Genomic DNA, 806 nt, shown 5'->3' on the forward strand with positions numbered 1-806 from the left:
TTCGGGAAGCAAGGTGCTTTGACCTCGGTGTTCACCCTGGATAAACCGTTTCATGGGAATCCTTGCGATGGAAGTGTCGGAAATCATAGCAAGGATTTGTCAGGACGTTTTTACACACCCTGGGCCGTTTGCTGCCGGTCATGTCTAGCCTTCCATGCCTGGCCAAATTGACCATACCCATACTGGCGAGTCTGGTGTTGGCTGGTTAAGAAATTATTATCCGGGGTTAAATTGGCCAGGTTAATTTTGGCCATTCATCTTGGCTTGCCAGTTGTAAGCATTCGGCAATCACACCTTGGTGGCAGGTTTCCAGTTGTGTGGCAGCAGCTCTTCTATGGCGTTCTTATGCCTTGGCAGCCGGGTCAGCACATCTTTCAGGTAGGCATAGGGAACGGCACCACTGACATGGGGATCTCGATGCGGATGTTTTTGTGCGGCTTACTGTTTGCAGCGGTCGACGGGGCTGGCAGATTAACAGGGACGAATGCTGGAACCGACGTTAGCGTGTTATCGCTTCGTCGCGACTCGCTAATCCAGCGTCGCACCAGATTGGCGTTGAGGCCGTTATCCAGGGCAATGCGTGAAACGGAAGCGCCCGGTTCGCGGCAGGTAGCGACGATACCGGCTTTGAACTCTCGGGAATGGCGACGGCGTTTCTGGTAGGGCCTGGTTACGCTTGCAGTGCTCATATTAAGTGTCCACTAGAAAATAAGTGGACACTATCCTGACGGCCCCAGTGCTCAGCTCAAGACGGGATCACCGGACGCTTACGTACGAACAGCGTGACCGACCCCAGGACGTGCTGT

Annotated in this window: 1 protein-coding gene and 1 pseudogene; both read right to left on the reverse strand. The window is 53.8% G+C overall.

Annotation, left to right across the window (positions count from 1 at the left end):
- Positions 1-288: 288 nt before the first annotated feature.
- Positions 289-393, reverse strand: a pseudogene (locus tag H4J77_RS19565) (transposase domain-containing protein); the annotation flags it as partial.
- Positions 375-689, reverse strand: coding sequence for an IS66-like element accessory protein TnpA (gene tnpA / locus H4J77_RS19570; RefSeq protein WP_182250133.1), 315 nt, complete (start codon positions 687-689; stop codon positions 375-377). The pseudogene H4J77_RS19565 and the gene tnpA, both read right to left, overlap by 19 nt.
- Positions 690-806: the final 117 nt, after the last annotated feature.

It is taken from the genome of Pseudomonas sp. 5Ae-yellow, assembly GCF_014077575.1.
In the GTDB taxonomy this organism is placed as follows: domain Bacteria; phylum Pseudomonadota; class Gammaproteobacteria; order Pseudomonadales; family Pseudomonadaceae; genus Halopseudomonas; species Halopseudomonas neustonica.